This window comes from Enterobacter cloacae complex sp. P27C (genome assembly GCF_014895705.1).
Taxonomy (GTDB): Bacteria; Pseudomonadota; Gammaproteobacteria; order Enterobacterales; family Enterobacteriaceae; genus Enterobacter; species Enterobacter bugandensis.
Genome location: NZ_JADBQB010000015.1, coordinates 1 through 20,792, shown reverse-complemented (window position 1 = coordinate 20,792; position 20,792 = coordinate 1). Strand labels below are relative to the sequence as shown.

Genomic DNA, 20,792 nt, shown 5'->3' with positions numbered 1-20,792 from the left:
GCTTCAGACTGTTTTTTTCCCGTTTGTGGTAAATACTTACCGGTAACAGACTTTTAAGTGTGGTAGAGCAGGTCCAGATCGCAAACGGACAATTCTGTAAAGGGGATAAGATGAGTCAGGTACTGATTACCGGCGCAACCGGGCTGGTGGGGGGACATCTGCTGCGGTTGCTGATCCAGGACCGGCATATCAACTATATTGCCGCCCCGACGCGCCGCCCGCTGTTGGATATCACCGGCGTCTATAACCCGCACGATCCCCAGCTCACCGACGCGCTGGCGCAGGTGCAGGATCCTATAGATATCGCCTTTTGCTGCCTGGGCACGACGCGGCGTGAGGCGGGCAGTAAAGAAGCGTTCGTCCATGCGGACTACACGCTGGTGGTGGATACCGCCCTGACGGCGAAAAAGCTGGGGGCAAAACATTTCCTGGTGGTGAGCTCGCACGGCGCCAGCACCGGCTCACCGTTTTTTTACAATCAGGTGAAGGGCAAAATGGAAGAGGCGCTGATTGCGCAGAAGTGGGAGCGCCTGACAATCGTGCGGCCTTCCATGCTGATGGGCCACCGCGACGAACGGCGTTTTAACGAATCCTTCTTCGCCCCGCTGTTTCGCATCCTGCCGGGTAACTGGAAGTCCATCGAGGCGCGGGACGTCGCGCAGGCGATGCTGAAAGAGGCGCTGGCACCGTCGCAGGAGGGCGTCAATATCATCCCTTCGGCAAAACTGCGTGAAATCGCGCAGGGCGAGGCGTAAACTTCTCCGGCTTATTAAATAACACTCTCCGGGGAATGGTATGACTGGTCAGTCTTCATCTCAGGCGGCAACACCTGTCCAATGGTGGAAGCCCGCACTCTTCTTTCTCGTGGTCATCATTGGCCTCTGGTATGTGAAATGGCAGCCGTACTACGGCAAAGCTTTCACCGCCGCCGAAACGCACAGCATCGGTAAATCTATACTCGCTCAGGCTGATGCCAGCCCGCTGAAGGCGGCATGGGATTACGCCATGGTCTACTTCCTGGCGGTGTGGAAAGCTGCCGTCTTAGGGGTAATCCTGGGATCGCTGATTCAGGTACTTATTCCGCGAAACTGGCTGATGAAAACACTCGGGCAGCCGCGCTTTCAGGGCACGCTGCTGGGGACGATTTTCTCTCTGCCGGGCATGATGTGCTCCTGCTGTGCCGCACCGGTAGCGGCGGGTATGCGCCGCCAGCGCGTATCCATGGGCGGTGCGCTGGCATTCTGGATGGGGAACCCGCTGCTCAACCCGGCGACGCTGGTGTTTATGGGCTTTGTGCTCGGCTGGCATTTTGCCGCTATCCGTCTGGTTGCAGGGCTGCTGACGGTGCTGGTGGTGGCGACGCTGGTACAAAAACTGGTGAAGGATACTGCCGTCGAACCCGCAGCCGTTGAACTGGACGTCAGCGAACCGCAGGGCGGTTTCTTCACTCGCTGGGGTAAGGCGCTGTGGCAGCTTTTCTGGAGCACCATTCCGGTCTATATCCTGGCGGTACTGGTTCTGGGCGCGGCGCGCGTCTGGCTCTTCCCGCATGCGGATGGGGCGATCGACAACACGCTGATGTGGGTGATTGCGATGGCCGTTGCAGGCTGCCTGTTTGTGATCCCCACGGCGGCAGAAATTCCGATTGTCCAGACCATGATGCTGGCCGGTATGGGTACCGCACCGGCGCTGGCGCTGCTTATCACCTTGCCGGCAATCAGCCTGCCGTCGCTCATCATGCTGCGTAAGTCTTTCCCGGCGAAAGCGCTGTGGCTGACGGCGGGGCTGGTGGCGTTGAGCGGAGTGATGGTGGGGAGTATTGCGTTGATGTAAAAAAAGCCCGGTGGCGCTCGCGCCTACCGGGCCTTTAGTCAGACGTGGATTACTTAATGTAGGTAAACGCGGTGGTGACGTGCTTCACGCCGCTCACCCGGCTGGCGATATCCGCCGCCGCTTTCCCTTCACGATCGGTCACCAGACCCAGCAGGAACACTTCACCGTTTTCGGTCGTTACTTTTACGTTTGAGGATTTCACCTGGTCTGAACCCAGCAGCTGGGAGCGGACTTTGGTGGTGATCCATGTGTCAGACGACGCGGTGCCCAGGTTGATTGGCTGACCCTGGCGGATTTCATTGAAGACTTCCGTGGTGCCCTCAACGCCCATTGCGATCTGCTTCGCGCGGCTGGAGAGTTCGGTATTCGGTGCCTGACCCGTCAGCAGGACTTTGCCCTGATAGGCCGTCACGTTGATACGCGCTTCTTTCTTGATTTGTTCGTCTTTCGACAGCGCACTGTTGACCCGCAGCTCCAGCGTACCGTCATCCACCTGCGTTCCCACAGAGCGCGGATCGGTCGCCGCTTTGGTGCCTACTGCGGCAGTACCCACAACGGCCGCAGCGATACATCCCTGAAGCAGTAATGCAGACATAAGGACTGCGAGGGTCGATAAAGCCTTCATAAAAACTCCTTAATCATCCTGGTGAGGGAAAAGCGTGTTATCGATCAAATCGCATAAGCAGTTCACCGTGAGCATATGCATCTCCTGGATACGTGCGCTACGGTGAGACGGAATGCGGATTTCCACATCCTGCGGCCCGAGCAGACCCGCCAGCTCACCGCCGTCATAGCCGGTTAAGGCGACGATGGTCATGTCGCGGGTAACGGCGGCTTCAACGGCTTTGACGATGTCCCGGCTGTTACCGCGCGTGGAGATCGCCAGCAGCACATCGCCGGCATGCCCCAGGGCGCGCACCTGCTTTGCGTAAATTTCGTCATGCAGACGATCGTTAGCAATCGCTGTTAAGACCACATTATCGGTATTAAGTGCAATGGCAGGTAAACTCGGGCGTTCGGTTTCAAAACGGTTAATCATGCTGGCAGCAAAATGCTGTGCGTTGGCGGCTGAGGTTCCGTTGCCACAACAGAGGATTTTGTTGCCGTTAAGCAGGGATTGCACCAGCGTCATTGCAGCGCGAGAGATCGCGTCCGGAAGGGCTTCCGCCGCGGCAATCTGAGTCTGGATGCTTTCTGTGAAGCACACTTTAATTCTTTCGAGCACGTTATCCCTTTTAAATCTTAATTATGCGTCTTCGCCAAAAGCGTTTTTAAGCCATTCGATCTCATTTCCGGTGAAGGCTATCACATCGAAACGGCAATCCACAGTATCAAAGCTCCCATTATGGCGGGCAAGCCACAAGTGGGCAGTCTGTAATAATTTATGTTGTTTGGCGAGCGTCACGCTGGCGGCAGCACCGCCAAAACGGGAAGACTGTCGAAAGCGGACTTCTACAAACACAATCACCTGACCGTCTTTCATGATCAGATCAATTTCGCCGCCGCGCCCGCGGACGTTGGCGGCGATAAAGCGCAGTCCTTTGCCTTCGAGCCAGCGACGCGCTTTTAACTCCCACGCATCGCCGGTCTCTTTACGGCTTAACTGGCCGGGACGATTTGCCCCTGCTGGTATTTGAGCCATGATAACTTCCTGTTAATCACACAGTCCTGAGTGGCGGTCAGATCGCCGGTGTTGCCGTTAAGCTCAAAGCCCGGCACCTGACGCATCTGGGTAAAGTGGTTTGCCAGCGCCCACGCATCAACACCCATCGCATACAGACGCGCCAGAGAGTAGTCGTTACGTACGGAGCTTAGCGCCTGCTGCATCAGCGCCGGGTTGCTGCCCGCCAGCATCGGGATTTCGCTGTACTGCAGGCCGTCCATTTCCAGACGGAAATCCGGGCCTGCGGTGCCCTGTGCGCTGCGGGAGCTGGCGTAGAGCGTTGCGCCGCTCTGGCTGCCGTTACGCATCGCGATCATCGGCTTGATAAAGGCGATCTCCTGTGGCGTGGCAACGATATAGGCCGCATCCACTTTACCGCCACCGCTAATCTGCGCGTCGGTAGGTGGCGCAGGGATCGTCAGGCCGCCAATCGTCACGCTCTGCTGCTGTGGCAGGCTCGCCGTAACAGGGCTGCCGTTAAGCGCGATACCTGCCCCGCCGTTGACGCCCGCGCGCAGTTCCGAGGCGGAACCGAATTTCTGCTGCAGCACCACGCCGCCGCCAAGCTTCTGCCACTCATCGGCAAAGGCATTGGCCACGCGATCGCCCAGCGTACTGCGCGGGATCAGCAGCAGCGGAGCCTGCTTACCCTGCTCGTGGATATGACGCGCCGCATCGCGGGCTTCATCTTCCGGAGAGAGTGCGAAGTAGCAAATATTGGCCCGGTTCTGAACCTGTTCCGGCTGGTTGAGCGCCAGTACGTTCAGCGTGGTATTGCTCTTCATCAGCTCTTCCACGTTGTTTTTCAGCAGCGGGCCGACAACGATGCTTGCCCCGTCCTGCTGAACCTGCGCCAGCACCTGGTCAAGCGGCTTCGAACTGGTGTCGTAGATTTTCAGCTCAGCGCCAGGGTTCGCGCTGGCGGTCGCCACGGCCTGCGGCTGTGCGGCAGGTTGTGATGCTGGCTGTGCCGGCTGCTGTTGAGGCTGTTCTGCCGTTGCCTCTGGTGCAGGCGTCGCTTGTGCCTCAGCCGGAGCCTGTGCTGCCGGTGCTGCCGTCGCTGGAGGGGTAGTCGGTGCGGTAACCGGGTTTTGCATTGTACCCTGCGCCGGGGTTTGTGCGGTGGTCAGGTCACTGGTCTCGGCGGTGGAGGGGCTGACAACATCGTTCACGTTGGCCGCCTGCGCTGCCTGCACCGGAACCGCACTGCCCGTTACCGGCGTGGTGCCGTTTTTCGCCGCTTCAAAGCCCTGTTGAATCGTACGGCCAAACACTGCCGCCTGGCCATTCAGCGGCAGAAGCAGCGCAATTTTGCTTGTCGACGCAGGCTTAAAGTTCTGCACATTCACCAGCTGGGTTGGCAGCATTTTCGCGCCCGGGTTCTGCGGGTAACGGGTCTGCCAGTCGGTAATACCGGCTTTCAGCATTTTTGGATCGCTGCGGTTGTTAAACCACATCTGCTGCAGATCAAGCCAGCCCTGAAGCACGTTTTCGTCCGCGTTAATGACCAGCGCCTTTGCCTGATCCTGGGTCATCGAGGCAAGCGCCTGCCAGGTGGCATCAATGTTTTTCTGCTTGTCGGCACCGGCGAGCAGCGGCTCCTGGGCAATCAAGGCACGCAGGAGCGTCAGGGAAGGGCGCCCCTGCTCAGCGGTAATGCCCGCCTGCCAGAAGCGCGCCTGCTGGTTTTTATCCAGCGCGCTCAGGTCGATGCTCCCCAGGATCTTTTTCGCGCCATCATAATCTTTCTGCGCGACCTTCAGCTCGGCAGAGAGCAGGCTCTGCTCAAGTTGCTGAGTATCGTTAAGCTCTTTCGGCAGTTGGCCGAACAGCTCGGCAGCCTGCTGGGTTTTGCCCTCTTTCAGCAGTGCACGAATGGCGAGTAATTGCCAGTTGATCCTGGTATCATTTGTACTCTGCGACATTTGTTGCAGATAAAAGCCAGAATCAGCCTGAGCGGAGCCCTGAAGATGGGCGGTGCTCTGGTCAGGTGCCTGGGTGCCACAGCCTGCAAAAATCAGGGCTGCGAGCAGCAGCGGCACGCTGCGCGTGGCTTTTTTTCGAAGAAACGTTAACGGTACCATACTGTATCCAGTGATTTTTTTTACGCAATGCTCAATATTAAATCGGCAATACGGACGAAACAATGAAACAACACGAAACGGCAGATAATTCTCAAGGCCAGCTTTATATTGTACCTACTCCTATCGGGAATTTGTCTGATATTACCCAACGTGCGCTGAACGTATTGCAAACTGTTGATTTAATTGCCGCTGAAGACACCCGACACACCGGTTTACTGCTGCAACATTTCGCGATTAACGCCCGTTTGTTTGCCCTGCACGATCACAATGAGCAACAAAAAGCCGAAACGCTGGTGGCGAAGCTCAAAGAGGGGCAGAACATCGCGCTGGTCTCTGACGCCGGGACGCCGCTGATTAACGATCCTGGCTACCATCTGGTGCGCACCTGTCGCGAAGCCGGGATTCGCGTTGTGCCACTGCCGGGGCCGTGCGCCGCGATTGCTGCATTGAGCGCCGCAGGTTTGCCGTCTGACCGTTTCTGCTATGAAGGCTTCCTCCCTGCCAAATCCAAAGGCCGTCGCGATGTATTAAAGGAACTGGAAGCCGAGCCGCGTACCCTGATCTTCTACGAATCCACTCACCGCCTGCTGGAAAGCCTGGAAGATATGGTCACCGTCTGGGGCGAATCCCGCTACGTGGTGCTGGCGCGTGAGCTGACCAAAACCTGGGAAACCATTCACGGCGCGCCAGTCGGTGAACTGCTGGCGTGGGTGAAGGAAGACGAAAACCGCCGCAAAGGCGAAATGGTGCTGATTGTCGAAGGGCACAAGGCGGAAGAAGACGCGCTTCCTGCCGACGCGCTGCGTACGCTGGCGCTGCTGCATGCGGAACTGCCGTTGAAGAAAGCCGCTGCGCTGGCGGCAGAAATTCACGGCGTGAAGAAAAATGCGTTGTATAAATATGCGCTGGAACAGCAGGGGGAGTAAGGCATCCCCTGCCAGTTTTGCCGGGTGGCGGCTGCGCCTTACCCGGCCTACAGATCTTTGCGTCTTTTAGCTAACTGGTATCGCCTCAAACACCAGCGTTTCCAGCGGTTGCAGCGTAATCACCACGGCGTTTTTGTACTCCTCCGGTACGGTTGAATTACTGCCGTACACCGCTTTGAGACTAAACTTCGCCGCGTCTCCCGTGGGTATTTCGAATTCTTTCGCTAAATCCAGATAGTAGCTTTGCGGCTTGTCCGAGGGGTTACGCAAGCCGAGTATGGCTTTCTCTTTACTCCACGAAGCCCAGCCGTAAACCTGCAGTGCCGTCGGGTCTCCGCCAATCCAGTGCGTATCCACCAGCACGCTGGCATTGTCACGCGACCATTTTGCGGCCTGCGCCAGCGTATCCCACTTCGCCTTGTTCAGCATTGAAGGGGTAATATACAGTTCCTGCAACTGGGTGCCGGTGGCGAAGTAGCTCCAGACCTGATCGGCAAAATCGCTGTCCGTTTGTACCTTCTCCAGACCGTAGTAGGCATTCTCCGCGCTGACGATCCCGTGGTACATCAACGAGTTCAGCGGAAACAGCGGGCCTTTGCGCACAATGGAGCGGTACGTTTCGGCATCGCGGTAGGTCATCCACTGCTGCACCGGCGTGCCGGGACCGTACAGGTTGATGTCATCACCCTGACGCCAGATGGAATCCGCATAGAACAGCCAGGACGGACTGGCGTTGGTGCCGGTCGTCAGGTTGATAAACAGATTCGGGTTGGCGCTGCGCATGTTATGCAGCAGAGCGATGGAGGCGTCAAAATCCGAGGCGAACGGGCTACCCGGGATATGCGCGTTGGCATTACCCATCCCGTCCAGCTTGAACGAGGTAATGTGCTCGTTTTTGATAAGCTTAACGATCTGCTCATTGAAGTTTTTAAAGTAGTTAGGCCCTGACAGGGCCAGCTTCCCGTCGACGGTTTCGAACCCATACTCTTTTGCATGCGAGACGCGAATGTCGCGCGGTTTGTTGTAGCCTCCCCACGGTGAGAGCCACAGTCCGACCGAGCTGTGCAGGCTGTCGGCTTTTTCCCGTACCTTGCCAAAACCGTTGCCGAATGCCGGGCCAAACAGCCAGCGCCCGGTCAGGTCGTCCCAGCCATCGTCCAGCAAGAAGGCGTCCAGCGCCACGCCGCGTCCGGCGATAAATTCCTTATTCCATTCATCCATCCGCCCCAGCACGTCCTGTTCGGAATAGGGGGTAAAGAAGCCAATATCCATCCAGCTGTTGTAGTGCAGGTAGGGCTTATACGGACGCGGACGCACGGCATTAATAAACTGGTTTACGCTGCGGCGCAGCTGGCTGGTTTCCGGGAAGGTGCCGAAGTAGGTGGTATAGCTGACCGGCGTTGCGGGCTGAATCGGCGTTTTTAACTCTACGTTGAGGTTGGTCGTCGCTTCATAGGCGTAAGTATTCACGATCGGTTTATCTGGAAGAATAAAGAACGAATCAGCAACGATCGGCGAGCTGTTGATCGCCCCGTCAACATACGGTGCCTGTGACTGCTTTTTCGTCGGGAAGAAGGTGATTTTCGCCACGTCACGCGGCTGGCCTACCGCCGCGAGGGTGTAATCGATGCTGGCGTATTTATCTTTCACCAGGTTGAGCTTTACCGTCACGTTAAAATCCGGACGCGAAAAGTCGATGACAATGGCGCTGTCCTGCTTTTCGACGTGCTTGATTTTGAAATCAGCGGTGTGGATTTTGGTTTCGTCCGGCAACGTCAGAAAGAACAGTTCCTGCGGGGTGATGGGGTGGTCGGCTTTTTTGTCAGTTACCACCACCGTTGAATTGGCGTCATCAAAGGACAGGGCAATCTTGTCGTTAGTGAGCGTGTAGTTCGCTGCCATCGCGCCATGGGAAACGCACAGGGCAAGCATTGAGAGGGTGAGCACTTTTTTCATTAAAGTAAGATCCTCTTAGTTATGCTTCTGCCGGAATACGCAGACGGTTAGCCGAACCGCAAACGGCGATTTTGCTTCGGACCACCTCTTTCATGGCGTCCATCCCGACGCGCATGTAGAAGCGCGGATCGTTGCCCTGCGGGTTCTCGGCAAACCAGGCTTTGACCGCATCAGAGAAGGCGATTTTCAACTCGGTTGCGACATTAACTTTGCACACGCCCAGTTCAATAGTGCGGCGCACATCATCATCCGGAACATCGCTCGCACCGTGCAGCACCAGCGGAACCGCTACCACCTCGCGGATCTCAGCCAGGCGCTGGAAGTCAATTTTGGGGCGTTTGGTATAGAGGCCGTGCGCGGTGCCGATGGCAACGGCGAGGCTGTCCACGCCGGTCAGTTCAACGAAGCGTTTCGCCTCCTGCGGGTCGGTCAGGAATGCGCTTTCGGCGTCGACGCTCATGTCATCTTCAACACCCCCCAGACGGCCCAGTTCCGCCTCAACGCTACAGTCGTTGAGGTGGCAAAAATCGACCACCGATTTCACCAGCTTCACGTTTTCTTCAAAGGGATAGTGGCTACCGTCGATCATTGCGCTGCGTACGCCGGCATGTACCTTGCGACGAATGTCATCCAGCGATTCGTGATGATCGAGATGCAGCGCCAGCGGCATGTCGTAGCTGAGGGAGTATGCGCTGCACAGAGCGTAGATCTCCTCCAGCGCAATGTGTTTAAAAGTACCCGGCGTCCCGGCGAGGATCACCGGCGATCGCATTTCGCTGCACACTTCGAGGATCGCCTGGATCGTCTCGGCGTTATGGATGTTAAAGGCCGGAACGGCATAGCCCTTTGTCTGCGCGTCCTGCAGAAGATATTTGGTCGAAATAATACTCATAATACGATCCTCTTAAGCCTGCCACGGATGAATAACCACGCCCTGTACCACACGGTTGACCGTTCCGCTGGCGGATGGTGTGTCCGGCGTGTTGCCAACATGCAGAGACTGGGTTAGCGCAAAGACCTGGGCGTAGATCAGAAAGCAGAACGCCTGCTCCATATCGTTGAACGGACGGGAAGGCGGCAGCAGGATATGCGGCCCCGCTTCAATGGCTGGATCGTTTTCGGCGGCGATGGCGACCACGCGCATGGCCTGACGATCGCGGCGCAGTTCGGCCAGCAGATCCAGATCGTACTGACGCGTATACGGATGGCTGGAGATAAACACCACCACCAGCGTTTCGTTATCCACCAGTGACTTAGGCCCATGACGAAAGCCCGTTGGTGAATCGTAGAACGCCGCCAGCTTGCCCGCAGTCAGCTCCAGCACCTTCAGCGCAGACTCGCGCGCCGCGCCCTGCAGACCGCCGCTTCCCAGGTAAACAATCCGTTTCCACGGTTCGTTGCCAAAGACGCCCTCGCTGAAATCCCCGAGCGAGGTGAGGATCGCCTGGCAGCGATCGGCTACGTCCCGGAAGCTTTGGCTGCCGATCGTCTCTGGTGCGAATACGGCCAGACAGCTCGCCATCATGGTGGTAATGCTGCTGGTCATCGCGAACCCGCGATCGTGCGTTTCGGCTGGCATCAGCAGGGCAAAGGCGTTATCGCTCTCGACGGCGTTCTGGTACAGGCTTCCCGCCTCGTTGCAGGTGATCGACAGGTGGTAGCACTCGGGCACGAACCGGTTCGCCAGCTCAACGGCGGCGACGCTCTCTGGACTGTTGCCGGAGCGGGCAAAAGAGACCAGCAGCAGAGGGTGTGCCGGGCTGAAGTAATCCATCGGGTTGGTGACCAGATCGGTTGTCGGTATGGCGGAGACGTTTTTACCGGTGTGGCTCGCAAGCCAGGGGGCAATTATCTCGCCAATAAACGCGGAGGTGCCCGCGCCGGTGAGGACGATCCGAAGGTCTCGCTTACGCAGCAGCGGCGTCAGGAAACCGTCAATCGAGGTGCGCAGATTATCGATGTTGTTGAGTGAGCGGATCCAGCAGGCAGGCTGCTGGCGGATCTCTTTTTCGGTCCAGGTGCCGGTTGTGGCGGCGGTGGTTTGTTGCATAACTCAGTCCTTAGTCGTGTGAATTCCACATCAGACGCTGGCAAACGTGTCGCTATCTTTCGTTTCGTTTCACTTATTCACATTAGCAGTTAAACAAAATCTATAGGAAAGAAATCGAAAGTTCAATAATGGAAAAGGAATAAAACGAAAAGTGTGATCGTGAAAGGAAAGGGTAAAACCAAGGAAAGGAAAAGAAAGGCCTTACGATCTGATGCCGTAAGGCCGCCGGGACACGCAATGTAAACTACGAAGGTGAACGCTGTGAAAGTAACCGGATCATATTCCTTCCTCTACGGGGGCTTCCTCGCGACAGCGACCAAGCTCATCCACCAGGCTGGTCAGGCCGCGGTGGCCGCACTCCAGCGCCTGCAGACGAAACGCTTCGCTACTTAATCCGTCACGTTCCAGCACCATTTCCAGCAAAAGCTGCAGGTTGGTGCCGGTAATCACTTCGCTACCCGGTCTTTGCATCGCGAGCGTCGACGCCACGCGAAACGGCGTGCCGCCGAGAAGGTCGGTGAGGAAAATAATATCCTGCTCTGGGTCCAGCTCACTCACCGCCTGCTCAAGCTGAGCGGTCAGCCTGGCAGTGGTGGAGTTTTCCGGAAAATCGATGGCGATAAACTGCGGCTGCTCGCCAAGGATCTGCCTCATCGCCTGTTCAAGCCCGCTGGCAAAGCCGCCGTGACCCGTCAAAATTATGCCTAACATCGCAACCTCTTTGCTTTTACAGGAAGTGACAGAATTTACCGACAACGCCCAGCAGTACGGTAATACCGATCAGCCGCAGCGGACTCCAGCCGCGGCGCACCAGCCAGAACATGGTCAGGGTGTAGACCAGCGGCAGGAAGGCGGGCATCAGCTTGTCGATAACGTCGGCCTGCAGTTTGACGACGGCATCACCCGCCTTAATTTCAAGCGTCGTATTGAGTCGGACATAGGTTGCCACCAACGCGCCGATCACCGTCATCCCGACAATAGAGGCCGCGTGGCCCACCTTTTTGGTGTTGGCTTTGATCAGCGGAATGGCGGCAACGCCCATTCGGTATGCGTAGTGCGCCAGGCCAAAGCGAAGGCCGAGATGCACCACGTTGAACAGCACGATAAAAACTACCGCGCCAAGAATGGAGCCTTGCAGCGCCAGGCTGGCACCAATCCCCCCGCAGATGGGTAACAGGGTCAGCCAGAACATGGCGTCACCAATGCCTCCGAGCGGGGCACCGACCGCAATTTTGGTGCTCTGGATGCTGTTCACATCCTGCTTGGAACGCTCCATTGCCAGAATAATGCCGATAACGAAGGTCACCAGAAACGGGTGGGTGTTAAAGAAGCCCATATGACCTTTCATCGCCCGCGCCAGGTCCCGCTTATTGGTGTGGATCTTTTTCAGCGCGGGCAGCAACCCGTACAGCCAGCCGGAGGCCTGCATACGTTCATAGTTAAACGAGGCCTGCAGCAGCATGGAGCGCCAGGCCACGCGGTTAATGTCATTTTTGGTCAGCTCCGCGCCAATGGTCTGGTCTTCATAGACGTTTTCATTCACGCCGCTCAGCAGCGTCTCTTCACTGACAGACGTGCCCGGCAGGGTGGTTTGATTAGATGCCATCTTCAAATTCCTCTTTCTGGGCCGCGGGCGCCGTCGGTTCAGGCGATTTACGCAGCAGGTCGATCAGCGCCATCGCCAGCGCCGCTGCGGCAATCGCCAGTACCGGAAGCTTCAGCCAGGCCGCGGCGACAAAACCGATAATGAAATAAGGGATGTAAACGTTTTTCATCATGATCTTCAGCAGCACGGCGAAGCCGATCGCTGGCATGATGCCGCCCGCGACGCCGAGACCGTCAATCAGACGCTCCGGCAGGATAGCAATGGCGGTTTTCGCGTGTTCAGCGCCAAAGTAGATGGGCAGAAACGCGCACAGGAAATAAAAAATGCCGAGCGCCAGCAGCGCCAGATAGTTGACTCGCTCTATGCCGTCGGTGTCCGCGTTGGCTGCCATGCGATCGCAGCGGGACATTACGCCGGACATCACGGAGAAGAGGAAGGTGATACCCATCTGCACCGCCACGGCAAACGGCACCGCGACCCCAACGGCGACATCCGGCTTCACGCCCGTGGTGATGGCAAACGTGGTGCCGACGATGGTGCCGATAATCACGTTTGGCGGCTGCGCGCCCGCCAGCGGCGCCAGACCCATCCAGACCAGCTCTAAGGTACCGCCGGTCAGGATCCCGGTATGCAGATCGCCCAGTATCAGGCCGACCAGAGGACCAAGCACCACCGGGCGGTGCATGTGTGTTAAGCCGTTAAACATATCCAGGCCCGCGATAAAGGCAAGAAGCCCCAGCGCGAAAGCCTGCAACAGACTGATTTCCATTGTGAATCCCTCAAAGCAGTTTAAAGAGATCCAAAGCGGTCTCTGTTGGGACGCCCTGAACAAAGCATTCCACCCCGGCCGCTTTCAGGCCGTTGAACGCAGCGATATCGTTCGCGTCGACAGAGACCGTTTTGGCAATTTGCTGTTTGCCACTGGCGTAGTGCATGTTTCCGACATTGATACGGGTGATGGGCACGCCGCCTTCAACCAGCTTCAGAAAATCGGCGGGTGATTTGCAGACCAGCAGAATTTTCTGACGGTCAGCGGCGCGGTGAATATTGTCGATCACTTTTTGCAGCGACCAGAAACGCACGGCGATCCCTTCCGCGAGCACCATTTCCATCAGGTTTTGTTGAACCGGATCGTCTGCAACCTCGTCATTTGCCACCAGCACCAGGTTTGCCCCCGCAAACCCCACCCACTGCACGCCCACCTGTCCGTGGATCAGGCGTTCATCAATGCGGCATAAGACAATGTTTGGCATAGCGTTTTCCTCTTTTTAATTATGCGTGTGGAGTCGTTACGCCTTCGCAGGCGGCATGGTACTGCTGGAGTATGTCCTGAATGTGGTCAATGATGAGTTCCCGCGGCGTTGACTTGAGAGCGCCCTCGCGAACTTTGCTGTACTGCAACGGCAAATACTGGCTGATAAGCGGCAGCGGAATGGGTTCGTCTGCCAGATTGCGCACCAGTCGTTCAAAGGCATCGTCAATCTGGCTGTCCGGCCAGTAATAGCGTACGCGGTCGGAGTAGCTGTAGCCGCGGGCCAGGCGTCGGGCGTTGCCGTCACCGTGATAGTGGCTTTGCCAGTATTCCGGGCGATCGAGCATCACGTTTTCCAGAACGTGACGCAGGCCCGAGCTGGCTTTCGCCGGGAGCAGTTCTTCTTCAATGGCGGCCAGTGAGAACAGCGCTTCACGCAGGGCAAAGGTCAGGGCAGGGCCGACTTTTAAAATAGCGAAGTGATCGTTCACCAGCTGGCGCAGCGCCTGTTGCGTCTGGTAATCGGTAGAGTGTGCTTCAAATACCAGCGTGTCATAGGCTTCAACCATCTTGCTCAGCGCGACGGCTTTATGTGGCTGATAGTCACAAACGTGCGCATGGTCGAACTCAACGCCGGGCTGAACCACCAGGCCAATAATGCGCGGCCAGATGTCGCTTAACCCTTCCTTCTCGAATGCGTGGCGGTGTGCCTCAAGCGTGGCGCGCGCCGCCTCTGGCGTCGTGACCTCAAGCTCGGTCAGCGTTTCGTGCGCGCCGCCGGGAACCGGAACTTCCGTGCCGATAACGTAGACCAGATCGGCTACACCAAATTGCTCAAGACAGGTTGTTTCGGCAATTTTTGCCAGACGCGCGGCGCGCCCGGCAACGATCGCATCGGTTAAAGGAACCGGATCGTCTTCACAGGACATGCTGCAATCGAGGTGAATTTTTTTAAATCCGGCCGTCACGTAGTCCCTGATCAGATCGTCGGCGTTCGCCATCGCCTGCAAAGCCGGCAGGTTTTGCCAGCGGTTGGGCCCTAAATGATCGCCGCCGAGGATCAGCTGTGACGTCGGGAAACCAAGCGAGTCCGCCAACTGGCAGACAAACCCGTGAAAATCAGCGGGCGTCATGCCGGTATAGCCGCCAAACTGATCCACCTGGTTTGAGGTGGCTTCAATCAGCAGTGGCGTTTGGCGTGAATGGGCGTAACGAATGGCAGCTTCAAGTACCAGTGGATGTGCGGAACAGACGGCATAAATCCCGTTTGCATTCCCCCGTTTATGTTGTTCCACCATTTCTGTCAGATGTTTCACTTTCCTCTCCATTTCGGATGGTAATGATTTTTATCTTTCGTTTTGTTTCATTTAATCCTGCATTATGGCGGTGTAAAAATAAAACGAAAGATAATGGTTTTCCGATCTGTTTCACAAAAGAAACACAATGAAAGGTTTCAGCTGTTCACAGGCTTGCGTATGTCCTCCAGACAGCGCTTGCATTCGCTAAAAAGAAAGGCGTTAATAGACAAAACGAAATGAAATGAAAGTTTATTGATTAAGGATCTCGTATGAGCAGCAGCGATTCATCCGCAGAGAAGCGCATCACCGGCACCAGTGAAAGGCGGGAGCAGATCATTCAGCGGTTGCGGGCGCAGGGAAGCGTGCAGGTTAACGATCTGTCTCATCTGTACGGCGTATCGACGGTGACGATCCGTAACGATCTGGCGTTTCTGGAAAAGCAGGGCATCGCCGTTCGTGCCTACGGCGGGGCGCTGATCTGCGAAGGGAATGCGCCTGGCATCGAGCCTTCCGTTGAGGATAAAAGCTCGCTCAATACGGCGGTGAAGCGCAGCATCGCTCAGGCCGCCGCCGCGCTGGTGAAGCCGGGGCACCGCATTATTCTGGATTCCGGCACCACGACTTTTGAGATCGCTCGTATGCTGCGCCAGCACACGGATGTCATTGCGATGACGAACGGGATGAACGTGGCGAATGCGTTGCTGGAAGCTGAAGGGGTAGAGCTGCTGATGACCGGCGGTCACTTGCGTCGTCAGTCGCAGTCCTTCTACGGCGACCAGGCGGAACAGTCCTTACAGAATTATCACTTTGATCTGCTGTTCCTGGGCGTCGACGCTATCGATCTCGATCGCGGTGTGAGCACGCACAACGAGGATGAAGCACGCCTGAACCGCAGAATGTGCGAGGTGGCAGAGCGTATTATTGTCGTGACCGACTCCAGCAAGTTTAACCGCTCAAGCCTGCATAAAATCATTGATACGCAACGAATTGATATGATTATCGTCGATGAAGGTATTCCGGCGGAGAGTCTGGAAGGATTACGGAAAAGCGGGATTGATGTGGTGCTGGTTTAAGGTTTTTTTACCCTCTCCCCTATGGGGAGAGGGAAGGCTGAGGGGCTATCACGTCACCGGTGCCGGGTTAAACACCGCCAGCTGGTTATGCAATCCCCACTGGTCCGAGAAGGTTTTCTTCCGCCCGCTCGCTACGTCCAGAATAAAATGGAACAGCTTCCAGCCCACGTCCTCAATACTCTCTTCCCCGGTGGCGATGGTGCCCGCGTTGATATCCATTAAGTCATACCAGCGGTTTGCCAGCTCGGTGCGCGTCGCCATCTTGATCACCGGGACCGCCATCAGCCCGTACGGCGTGCCGCGCCCGGTGGTAAAGACCTGCACTGTAATACCGGAGGCCACCTGCTGGGTGCCGCACACAAAATCGCTGGCAGGTGTTGCCGCATAAATAAGGCCGCGCCTGGTTGGCCGCTGGCCCGGAGAGAGCACTTCCACAATCGCGCTCTGGCCGGATTTGGCAATCGAACCGAGGGCTTTTTCCACCACGTTCGCCAGGCCGCCTTTCTTGTTGCCCGGCGAAGGGTTGGCGCTGCGGTCCGTTTTGCCCATATCAAGATAATTATCGTACCAGGCCATCTCCTCCAGCAGGCGTTTGCCCACCTCTTCGTTGACTGCGCGTGGCGTCAGCAGATGGATGGCGTCACGCACTTCGGTTACCTCGGAGAACATCACCGTGGCGCCGCAGCGAACCAGCAGATCGGACGCATAGCCCACTGCCGGGTTGGCCGTCACGCCGGAAAACGCATCGCTGCCGCCGCATTGTGTTCCCACCACCAGTTCCGACGCCGGACACGTTTCGCGCTGTCGGCGGTTGAGTTTGTCCAGATGATGCTCTGCTACCTGCAAAATATCGTCGACCATTGAATGAAAACCAACGTGGCGCTCGTCCTGCAGGCGCACGATGCTGGCCCCGTCAGCCGGGATGGCTTTGACATCTTCGGTGCCCTGAAGCAGGCGCTCTGGCTGCAATTTTTCACAGCCGAGACCGATTACCATCACCTCGCCGCCAAAGTTCGGATTTAGGGCGATATTGTGGATAGTACGGATCGGCACGACCGCCGCGGGCGCATTGATCGCTACGCCGCAGCCGTACAGGTGGTTAAGACCCACCACGCCGTCGACGTTCGGGTACTTTGGCAGCAGATCGCGTTCAATGATTTTCACCACGTAATCCACCACGCCCGCCACGCAGTGCACGCTGGTGGTAATGCCGAGCAGGTTTTTGGTGCCGACGCTACCGTCCGCATTGCGGTAGCCTTCAAAGGTATAGCCCTCCAGCGGCGGCAAAGCTTCAGGAACGCGGGTCGCCAGCGGAAGCGTATTCAGCGGCGGTGCTTCTGGCAGCGCCACCAGCGACTCCTCAATCCAGCTACCCTGCGGGATAGCGCTTACCGCATAGCCGATGACTTCGCCGTAGCGTACGATTTCACCGTGGACAGGAATATCGACCAACGCGACCTTGTGCCCCTGCGGAATATGCTCAATCAGCTCCAGCCCGTCCGGGAAGCGGGTGCCTGCTTTTAAGCCATTGTCGTTGACAATAATCGCCACGTTATCCGTATCGTGAACCTTAATATAAAACGCCGTCGGGGGTGCCTCTCTAATTGCAATATCGGTCATTATTCACTCTTCTCCGGCAAAGTTTCAGCTATGAAAAATAACTCGTTGGATAATCGTTTTCTTAACGTAGAAATAAAGCATGTCAGGAGAAGAAAAGTGAAAATGCGATCGCGATCGTTTCAGGCGGACTAATCCTTGATTCTGTGCATTAGCGCCCACTGCTTTGTGCATATGCTCAAAATAGCATTGAGATGTTACGCAATACTTGAGCATCAAAACAATGTGCTGACGTGTAGAGCCGATTATACTGAATGACGATTTTATAACGCCACCATTCAGTCAGAGAAATAAATATAAAGAATCTGTTCTGGAATAAATATTACTGGCGAAAACTGCGGAATTAAAAAAGGGTTAAGTGATGAATAACGATATCTTCCCGAATAAGTTTAAAGCTGCCCTCGCGGCGCACCAGATTCAGATTGGCTGTTGGTCCGCGCTGGCAAACCCTATCAGCACCGAAGTGTTAGGCCTGGCCGGATTCGACTGGCTGGTGCTGGACGGCGAGCACGCGCCGAACGATATCAGCACCTTTATTCCGCAGCTGATGGCGCTGAAAGGTAGCCCCAGCACTCCGGTGGTGCGCGTGCCAACTAACGAGCCGGTGATTATCAAGCGTCTGCTGGATATCGGGTTCTACAATTTCCTGATCCCGTTTGTGGAAACGGAAGAACAGGCGGCGCTGGCCGTGGCCTCTACGCGCTATCCGCCGGAAGGGATCCGCGGCGTCTCGGTATCGCACCGCGCCAACATGTTTGGCACCGTGCCGGACTATTTCGCCCAGTCCAATAGCAACATCACTATTCTGGTTCAGATTGAAAGCCAGCAGGGCGTTGATAACGTCGATGCGATTGCAGCCACAGACGGCGTGGACGGTATCTTCGTCGGTCCAAGCGATCTGGCTGCGGCGTTTGGGCATCTGGGCAACGCCAGCCACCCGGACGTACAGCGCGCAATACAGCACATCTTTGCCCGCGCCAAAGCGCACGGCAAACCGTGCGGCATTCTGGCGCCGGTTGAAGCCGATGCTCGCCGCTACCTGGAGTGGGGAGCCACGTTCGTTGCCGTCGGCAGCGACCTCGGCGTGTTCCGCTCAGCGACGCAGAAATTAGCGGACGCTTTTAAAAAATAACCATTATTGAGGAAACAGATTATGACGCTGAAAGTGGGTTTTATTGGTCTTGGGATCATGGGTAAACCAATGAGTAAGAACCTGATTAAAGCGGGTTACTCACTGGTGGTATCCGATCACAATCCACAGTCTGTGGCTGAGGTGATGGCGGCGGGCGCGGAAACAGCTACTACCCCTAAAGCCATTGCTGAGCAGTGCGATGTCATCATCACCATGCTGCCAAATTCCCCTCACGTCAAAGAGGTCGCGCTTGGGGAGAACGGCATCATCGAAGGTACGAAGCCAGGCCTGGTGCTGATTGATATGAGCTCTATCGCCCCGCTCGCGAGCCGTGAAATCAGCGAGGCGTTAAAAGCGAAGGGCGTAGAGATGCTGGATGCGCCCGTCAGCGGCGGCGAGCCGAAAGCCATCGACGGTACCCTGTCGGTGATGGTGGGCGGCGATAAGGCCGTGTTCGACAAATACTATGACCTGATGAAAGCGATGGCAGGCTCCGTAGTGCATACCGGAGACATTGGCGCGGGCAACGTTACCAAGCTCGCGAACCAGGTGATTGTGGCGCTGAACATTGCCGCCATGTCTGAAGCGCTGACGCTGGCAACGAAGGCGGGCGTCAATCCGGACCTGGTTTATCAGGCAATCCGTGGCGGTCTGGCGGGCAGTACGGTGCTGGATGCCAAAGCGCCGATGGTGATGGATCGTAATTTCAAACCCGGTTTCCGCATTGATCTGCACATCAAAGATCTGGCGAACGCGCTGGATACGTCTCACGGCGTGGGTGCACAGCTGCCGCTGACCGCTGCGGTTATGGAGATGATGCAGGCGCTGCGTGCGGATGGCCTGGGTACGGCCGATCACAGCGCGATTGCGTGCTACTACGAAAAACTGGCGAAGGTGGAAGTGGCGCGTTAATAGCATCTTGCCCGCACCTGAGGGTGACAGCGGCGCGCAAACCCTCTATACTGCGCGCCGAAGCTGACCAGACAGTCGCCGCTTCGTCGTCGTCCCTTTCGGGGGAGACGGGCGGAGGGGAGGAAAGTCCGGGCTCCATAGGGCAGGGTGCCAGGTAACGCCTGGGGGGGAAACCCACGACCAGTGCAACAGAGAGCAAACCGCCGATGGCCCGCGCAAGCGGGATCAGGTAAGGGTGAAAGGGTGCGGTAAGAGCGCACCGCGCGGCTGGTAACAGTCCGTGGCACGGTAAACTCCACCCGGAGCAAGGCCAAATAGGGGTTCACATGGTACGGCCCGTACTGAACCCGGGTAGGCTGCTTGAGCCAGTGAGCGATTGCTGGCCTAGATGAATGACTGTCCACGACAGAACCCGGCTTATCGGTCAGCTTCAACTCATTCCAAAACAATACGTTGGTGTATCTCAGGCGCTCAGAAGCAGAAATGGGATACACCAACGGTTGCAATGTCCCAAAATGCTCCGCAGCAACGATAGTTATTATGGCTACAAAGTTTATATAAACTATTATCCGCCCCCACTCGTTTCAGGCTCCTGAAAAAGCGCGCCATTGCATTATTCACACTCCTATGTCAGGAGCGAGCGAGTGGCAGATGTGAGAGCTGACAAAATTGATCAGCTTCACGTTGATGAATATATCTCAGGATCTCTTTGGTCGATAGCCCTTCGCCAGTTCTTCTGGTGACATCCTGGGCGACGTTTTGAACGCTCCGAAGGGTTATTCCAACAGTATTTACATGTTGACCTTCATTACCAGGTCGAAGAAATGTCCTTACAGTATAACCTTCGATGTATAGCTGCATGAATAAAAGGAATCAACTCATTCATTGAATATATAAAATGGATTAATGTTTCATTTTTATTAGGATAATATTACATTGAGTGAACGCTATTTATATAATAAATATCAAACGAGCATTGATGCGCTTTAGACAGAGGGAATTATGGCTAAGGGATATATCCTTCATTTGTACGACCTTACCACTTGTGGCGGTCGTGTACTGGAAGGGGCGCCAAATAGAAGAACCAATGGGACTTCAGTTGCCCGAATGGGTGACCGGGTAACATGCGGTAAAGATGGCAATATTTACCGCATCGTCGGTGGCATTGGATGGATTAAAACGGATGGTCGCCTTGTTGCTGGCAGTCTGGACAGTTTCAGCAGCTGTCCCTGTAATGCAAAAATCATCCCGCAGATAACCGTTCAAACTTATGAATCACGCAGCGAATCCAGAACGTCGGCACCGATAACGGTAACCACACCGCCGACAATTTTTTCCTCAAATTCATCACCAGCGGCTGGCCCTGCTGTACTGCGGCCTGTCCCTGTCT

20 protein-coding genes and 1 other RNA gene are annotated in these 20,792 nt (G+C 56.3%); 8 read left to right on the top strand and 13 right to left on the bottom strand.

Annotated features, from left to right (window positions below; genetic code table 11):
* Nucleotides 1–110 precede the first annotated feature (110 nt).
* The gene (locus IM291_RS20855; RefSeq protein ID WP_032644919.1) at nucleotides 111–755 is read left to right on the top strand and encodes an NAD(P)H-binding protein; all 645 of its coding nucleotides are present in this window, start codon (nucleotides 111–113) and stop codon (nucleotides 753–755) included.
* Between the two features lie 40 nt (nucleotides 756–795).
* Complete coding sequence (locus tag IM291_RS20850) at nucleotides 796–1,833, top strand: permease (protein ID WP_192987587.1); 1,038 nt, start codon at nucleotides 796–798, stop codon at nucleotides 1,831–1,833.
* A gap of 49 nt (nucleotides 1,834–1,882) precedes the next feature.
* Here the strand turns inward: IM291_RS20850 and dolP are convergent, their stop codons facing one another.
* From dolP to IM291_RS20830, 4 genes are read right to left on the bottom strand one after another with little or no spacing between them, the layout of a single operon-like run.
* Nucleotides 1,883–2,458: a division/outer membrane stress-associated lipid-binding lipoprotein gene (gene dolP / locus IM291_RS20845; RefSeq protein ID WP_192987585.1), complete on the bottom strand. Its 576-nt coding sequence runs from the start codon at nucleotides 2,456–2,458 to the stop codon at nucleotides 1,883–1,885.
* Between the two features lie 9 nt (nucleotides 2,459–2,467).
* Entirely contained in the window at nucleotides 2,468–3,058 is a 591-nt protein-coding gene (diaA, locus tag IM291_RS20840; protein ID WP_003861754.1) for a DnaA initiator-associating protein DiaA, read from the bottom strand.
* A gap of 21 nt (nucleotides 3,059–3,079) precedes the next feature.
* Nucleotides 3,080–3,475 (bottom strand): YraN family protein, encoded by a 396-nt coding sequence (locus IM291_RS20835; protein WP_028014533.1) that lies wholly within the window; start codon nucleotides 3,473–3,475, stop codon nucleotides 3,080–3,082.
* A complete protein-coding gene (locus IM291_RS20830; protein ID WP_048999525.1) occupies nucleotides 3,433–5,580 on the bottom strand; it encodes a penicillin-binding protein activator in 2,148 nt (715 codons plus the stop codon). Before IM291_RS20830 ends, IM291_RS20835 begins: the two co-directional genes overlap by 43 nt.
* Nucleotides 5,581–5,642: 62 nt before the next feature.
* Here IM291_RS20830 and rsmI point away from each other — a divergent pair, with 62 nt between their 5' ends.
* Complete coding sequence (rsmI, locus tag IM291_RS20825) at nucleotides 5,643–6,506, top strand: 16S rRNA (cytidine(1402)-2'-O)-methyltransferase (RefSeq protein WP_192987583.1); 864 nt, start codon at nucleotides 5,643–5,645, stop codon at nucleotides 6,504–6,506.
* A 66-nt stretch (nucleotides 6,507–6,572) separates the two neighbouring features.
* Here the strand turns inward: rsmI and IM291_RS20820 are convergent, their stop codons facing one another.
* The 8 genes from IM291_RS20820 to kbaZ form a co-directional block, all read right to left on the bottom strand.
* Nucleotides 6,573–8,462, bottom strand: a complete 1,890-nt coding sequence (locus IM291_RS20820; RefSeq protein ID WP_048999523.1) for an enterotoxin — start codon at nucleotides 8,460–8,462, stop codon at nucleotides 6,573–6,575.
* Nucleotides 8,463–8,481: 19 nt separating this feature from the next.
* Nucleotides 8,482–9,354 (bottom strand): tagatose-bisphosphate aldolase subunit KbaY, encoded by an 873-nt coding sequence (gene kbaY / locus IM291_RS20815; protein WP_048999522.1) that lies wholly within the window; start codon nucleotides 9,352–9,354, stop codon nucleotides 8,482–8,484.
* A gap of 12 nt (nucleotides 9,355–9,366) precedes the next feature.
* Nucleotides 9,367–10,512, bottom strand: a complete 1,146-nt coding sequence (locus IM291_RS20810; RefSeq protein ID WP_048960551.1) for an SIS domain-containing protein — start codon at nucleotides 10,510–10,512, stop codon at nucleotides 9,367–9,369.
* 276 nt (nucleotides 10,513–10,788) lie between these two features.
* Nucleotides 10,789–11,223 carry a PTS galactosamine/N-acetylgalactosamine transporter subunit IIA gene (agaF, locus tag IM291_RS20805; protein ID WP_047367065.1) on the bottom strand — a complete coding sequence of 145 codons (435 nt, stop codon included), beginning with the start codon at nucleotides 11,221–11,223 and terminating at the stop codon, nucleotides 10,789–10,791.
* A gap of 16 nt (nucleotides 11,224–11,239) precedes the next feature.
* A complete protein-coding gene (agaE, locus tag IM291_RS20800) occupies nucleotides 11,240–12,118 on the bottom strand; it encodes a PTS N-acetylgalactosamine transporter subunit IID (protein ID WP_192987581.1) in 879 nt (292 codons plus the stop codon).
* Nucleotides 12,108–12,887 carry a PTS N-acetylgalactosamine transporter subunit IIC gene (gene agaW, locus IM291_RS20795; protein ID WP_028014525.1) on the bottom strand — a complete coding sequence of 260 codons (780 nt, stop codon included), beginning with the start codon at nucleotides 12,885–12,887 and terminating at the stop codon, nucleotides 12,108–12,110. The genes agaE and agaW overlap by 11 nt, the downstream gene beginning before the upstream one ends.
* Before the next feature lie 10 nt (nucleotides 12,888–12,897).
* Entirely contained in the window at nucleotides 12,898–13,371 is a 474-nt protein-coding gene (agaV, locus tag IM291_RS20790) for a PTS N-acetylgalactosamine transporter subunit IIB (RefSeq protein WP_028014524.1), read from the bottom strand.
* Between the two features lie 19 nt (nucleotides 13,372–13,390).
* On the bottom strand, nucleotides 13,391–14,698 hold the full coding sequence (gene kbaZ, locus IM291_RS20785; protein ID WP_192987580.1) for a tagatose-bisphosphate aldolase subunit KbaZ: 1,308 nt from the start codon (nucleotides 14,696–14,698) through the stop codon (nucleotides 13,391–13,393).
* A 239-nt stretch (nucleotides 14,699–14,937) separates the two neighbouring features.
* On the opposite strand from kbaZ, the gene IM291_RS20780 reads away from it, so the two are divergent.
* Nucleotides 14,938–15,741: a DeoR family transcriptional regulator gene (locus IM291_RS20780; RefSeq protein WP_192987579.1), complete on the top strand. Its 804-nt coding sequence runs from the start codon at nucleotides 14,938–14,940 to the stop codon at nucleotides 15,739–15,741.
* 48 nt (nucleotides 15,742–15,789) lie between these two features.
* Here the strand turns inward: IM291_RS20780 and garD are convergent, their stop codons facing one another.
* On the bottom strand, nucleotides 15,790–17,361 hold the full coding sequence (gene garD, locus IM291_RS20775; protein WP_192987578.1) for a galactarate dehydratase: 1,572 nt from the start codon (nucleotides 17,359–17,361) through the stop codon (nucleotides 15,790–15,792).
* A gap of 358 nt (nucleotides 17,362–17,719) precedes the next feature.
* On the opposite strand from garD, the gene garL reads away from it, so the two are divergent.
* From garL to IM291_RS20755, 4 genes are all read left to right on the top strand, one after another.
* On the top strand, nucleotides 17,720–18,490 hold the full coding sequence (garL, locus tag IM291_RS20770) for a 2-dehydro-3-deoxyglucarate aldolase (RefSeq protein WP_028014520.1): 771 nt from the start codon (nucleotides 17,720–17,722) through the stop codon (nucleotides 18,488–18,490).
* 21 nt (nucleotides 18,491–18,511) lie between these two features.
* The gene (gene garR, locus IM291_RS20765; protein ID WP_048999515.1) at nucleotides 18,512–19,402 is read left to right on the top strand and encodes a 2-hydroxy-3-oxopropionate reductase; all 891 of its coding nucleotides are present in this window, start codon (nucleotides 18,512–18,514) and stop codon (nucleotides 19,400–19,402) included.
* Nucleotides 19,403–19,461: 59 nt separating this feature from the next.
* Nucleotides 19,462–19,838, top strand: an RNA gene (gene rnpB / locus IM291_RS20760) — RNase P RNA component class A.
* Between the two features lie 566 nt (nucleotides 19,839–20,404).
* A partial coding sequence (locus IM291_RS20755; protein WP_192972000.1) for a PAAR domain-containing protein occupies nucleotides 20,405–20,792 on the top strand: 388 nt, incomplete at its 3' end.